At 62.5% G+C, this 2979-nt stretch carries 4 protein-coding genes; 1 reads left to right on the top strand and 3 read right to left on the bottom strand.

Annotated elements, in window-relative coordinates; translation table 11 throughout:
* Positions 1-423 (bottom strand): AraC family ligand binding domain-containing protein (locus tag I8N66_RS36905; RefSeq protein WP_291165457.1); only part of this gene is annotated, 423 nt, incomplete at its 3' end.
* On the opposite strand from I8N66_RS36905, the gene I8N66_RS36910 reads away from it, so the two are divergent.
* Positions 422-829 (top strand): DUF2000 family protein, encoded by a 408-nt coding sequence (locus tag I8N66_RS36910; RefSeq protein WP_113536967.1) that lies wholly within the window; start codon positions 422-424, stop codon positions 827-829. The genes I8N66_RS36905 and I8N66_RS36910 overlap by 2 nt on opposite strands.
* Before the next feature lie 20 nt (positions 830-849).
* On the opposite strand, the gene I8N66_RS36915 is transcribed toward I8N66_RS36910, so the two are convergent.
* Both I8N66_RS36915 and rnd read right to left on the bottom strand, forming a co-directional pair.
* Entirely contained in the window at positions 850-1899 is a 1050-nt protein-coding gene (locus I8N66_RS36915) for an adenylate/guanylate cyclase domain-containing protein (protein ID WP_291165460.1), read from the bottom strand.
* Between the two features lie 165 nt (positions 1900-2064).
* Positions 2065-2979: ribonuclease D (gene rnd / locus I8N66_RS36920; protein ID WP_291165462.1), on the bottom strand; the 915-nt coding region annotated here is incomplete at its 5' end.

Below are 2979 nucleotides of genomic sequence, written 5' to 3' on the forward strand. Positions count from 1 at the left end.
CACGACCGGTGCTGCCACGAAGGGCAGGGTACGGTCGGTTTCGCCGAGTGCTGCGAGCAGCCGTTCCGGCTGCAGGTACATCATCCGGTAGCGCAGCCCGATCTCCGTTCCGGCGCCGCCATCATGGACCTCGTCCGGGTGGAGGATGATGATGCTCCCGGGATTGCTGAAGCGGCTTTCGCCGCGGTACTGGAACGTTTGGACACCGCCCAGCGTCACGCCGATCGCATAGGTGTCGTGACGGTGCGGCTCGAAAAATTTTCCGTGCAAGCGCGCCTCGATGCGTTCGATGCCATCGACGGCAGGTGCGACCCGGATGCCGTCGCCAGGCGCACCGCACAATCGTTCAAGATCGATCGCGGCATCACCCGATAATGCGTCTTCCGGCACACCCTGTCGGGCTGAAATGGAGATGACCGTCATGTTCAATACCAAATTTGCAATCGTCTTGCGCGAGGACCTGGCAACCTGGCAGAAGCTGAACGTCACCGCCTTCCTCGCCACCGGGATTGCCGGGCAGAAGCCCGATATTATCGGTGAAGATTATCGCGACGGCGCCGGCAACGTCTACAATGCCTTGAGCATTCAGCCGATCATCGTACTCGCTGCAGATGGGAAGACGCTCGGCGACATTCAACGGCGCGCGATCGAGCGAGACGTTCGAGCATCGATCTATGTCGATGGCATGTTCGCCACCGGCCACGACAACGCCAATCGCGCGATTTTCGCAGAGACCCGCCCGGATGACGCCGCGGTCGCCGGCATCGCCATCCACGCGGACAAGAAGCTGGTCGACAAGATTACCAAAGGCGCAAAACTGCACGGCTGACGGATGCAGATCGACGACGGCTATTCCGCGGCGCTGGGCGCAAGAGCAGGTGTCGCGCTACCGACACGCAGCGCCAGAACGCCGAGCTTCTGGCCGCGCCCCTTGACCGCGTGCTCGCCGAGATCCTCAACCCTGACATAGTGCGGCAAGCGCATTTTGCGGGCTAGGTCGGTAGAGATCAGCACCTGGTGGCCGAGCGTCTTGCAGAAGCCTTCCAGCCGGGCGGTGGTGTTCACCGTGTCGCCGAAATAGGTGATCTTGTGCCTGTCGAGGCCGATTTCGGCAGCGACGATGGTGCCGCCGTGGAGGGCTGCGCGCAGGCGTGGGACCTCACCGAACTCCTTCTGCCAGCGGTGCGCGTCCGCATCGATGGTTTCCAGAATATCGAAGACGCAATGGATGCAGGCGGCGTTGTTGGTGGCGCGGTCGAAGGGCCAGGTGATGACGGCGGCGTCGCCCACATAATCGTCGATCGACCCGCGATAGCGCAGCACCGGGTCGGCAATCGTTGCGAACAGCTTGCCGAGATATTCCTGCATGCGAAGATCGCCGTACCGTTCGGCAAAGGAGGTCGAGCCGGCAAGATCGATGAACAGAAAGACCCGCTCTTCCTGGATCGGTCTGCGGTAGCGCCCCGTCAGCAGGCTCAGGAACACGTCGCGCCCAAGCAGTTCGCGCACCCTTAGAATGAAGACGAGCGATCCTGAAATGCCGAGCGCGAAGAACAGGACCGTCTTGGACGGCATCATGGCCGCCATCCAGTGGTCCTCCATCATGCCGGTCGCCTGCATGATCAGGCCGGCGACGGCGTAGCCGACGTCGAGAAGCACGAAGTAGACCGCGAGCGAGGCGACGAAGAACACTGGGGTTGAGAAGGCGTGGATGCGTCGATTGAGGCGCCGGAAGATGACGCGCCGTTCAAAGGCGATGATCGGCAGGCACATGAAGAGCGCATAGGTGGCGCCGATCAGAGCGCCTTTTCCATAGAAGACCCATGCGTAAACCGCGCCTGCACCCGCAACGACGAGCAGCAGGAGAAGTCCTTCGAAAGTGGAGAAGCGCCAACGCATGCGGAAAGCCCCGGTACCGGAAGAAGCGGCTCCGTGTCAGTCGGCACGGTTGACCGCGCCGGCTCCACGCCTTGTCACCCCGTTTGAGACGGTGGTGATTCTGTTCCGCCGCGCTTTCAGCTAGAGCCGGATTCGGGCGGAAACTTGTCTCCGCCCGTGTGGGGCTCAGTTCCCGAGCTCGACAGTCTCGATCTTCTTGTCGACGAAGCGAAGGGCCACTTCGCCATTGATGAGCTTCAGCGCGGTTTCACCGAAGAGTTCGCGCCGCCAGCCCTTGAGCGCGCCGACATCGGCCTTGTCGCCCTCGGCGGCGATCTTGTCGAGATCGTCGCTGTTGGCGATGATCTTCGCGGCGACGCCCTGCTTTTCGGCGATAAGTTTCAACAGCACCTTCAGCATTTCGCCTGCGGCAGCGGCACCTTCCGGCGTGTGGCTTTGACGCGGCATTTTCGGCAGGTCCGCCTTCGGGATCGCAAGCGCTTCGTTAACTGCCTCTATGACCGCAGTTCCGGCGCCGGAGCGTTCCCATCCCTTGGGGATGGTCCTGAGCCGCGCGAGCGCTTCCGCGTCCTTCGGTTGCTGCTGGGCGATTTCGTAGATGGCGTCGTCCTTGAGGATGCGACCGCGCGGTACGTTGCGGGCGCGCGCCTCGCGTTCGCGCCAGGCGGCGACGGTCTTGAGGACGGCGAGTTCGATCGGCTTCTTGACGCGCATCTTCAGACGCTGCCAGGCATCGTCGGGATGCAGGTCGTAGGTGTCCCGCGCTTCGAGGATTGCCATCTCTTCGGTCAGCCACAGCGAACGCCCCTCGCGCTCCAGTTCGGCGGCGAGATACTTGTAGATGTCGCGCAGATGCGTGACGTCGGCGAGTGCGTAGTCGAGCTGCTTGTCGGTCAGCGGCCGGCGGCTCCAGTCGGTGAAGCGCGAAGACTTGTCGATCTGGGTACCGGTGACGCGGTTGACGAGCTGATCATAGGAGACGCTGTCGCCGAAACCGCAAACCATGGCCGCGACCTGCGTGTCGAAGATCGGGTGCGGAATGAGGTTGCCGAGATGTAAGATGATCTCGATATCTTGGCG

Source organism: Ensifer sp. SSB1 (genome assembly GCF_016652895.1).
GTDB lineage: Bacteria > Pseudomonadota > Alphaproteobacteria > Rhizobiales > Rhizobiaceae > Ensifer.

Bases quoted from the DNA above. Each gene is read 5' to 3' on its own strand.
- I8N66_RS36910 (WP_113536967.1), top strand. From the start codon at position 422: ATGTTCAATACCAAATTTGCAATCGTCTTGCGCGAGGACCTGGCAACC.
- I8N66_RS36915 (WP_291165460.1), bottom strand. From the start codon at position 1,899: ATGCGTTGGCGCTTCTCCACTTTCGAAGGACTTCTCCTGCTGCTCGTC.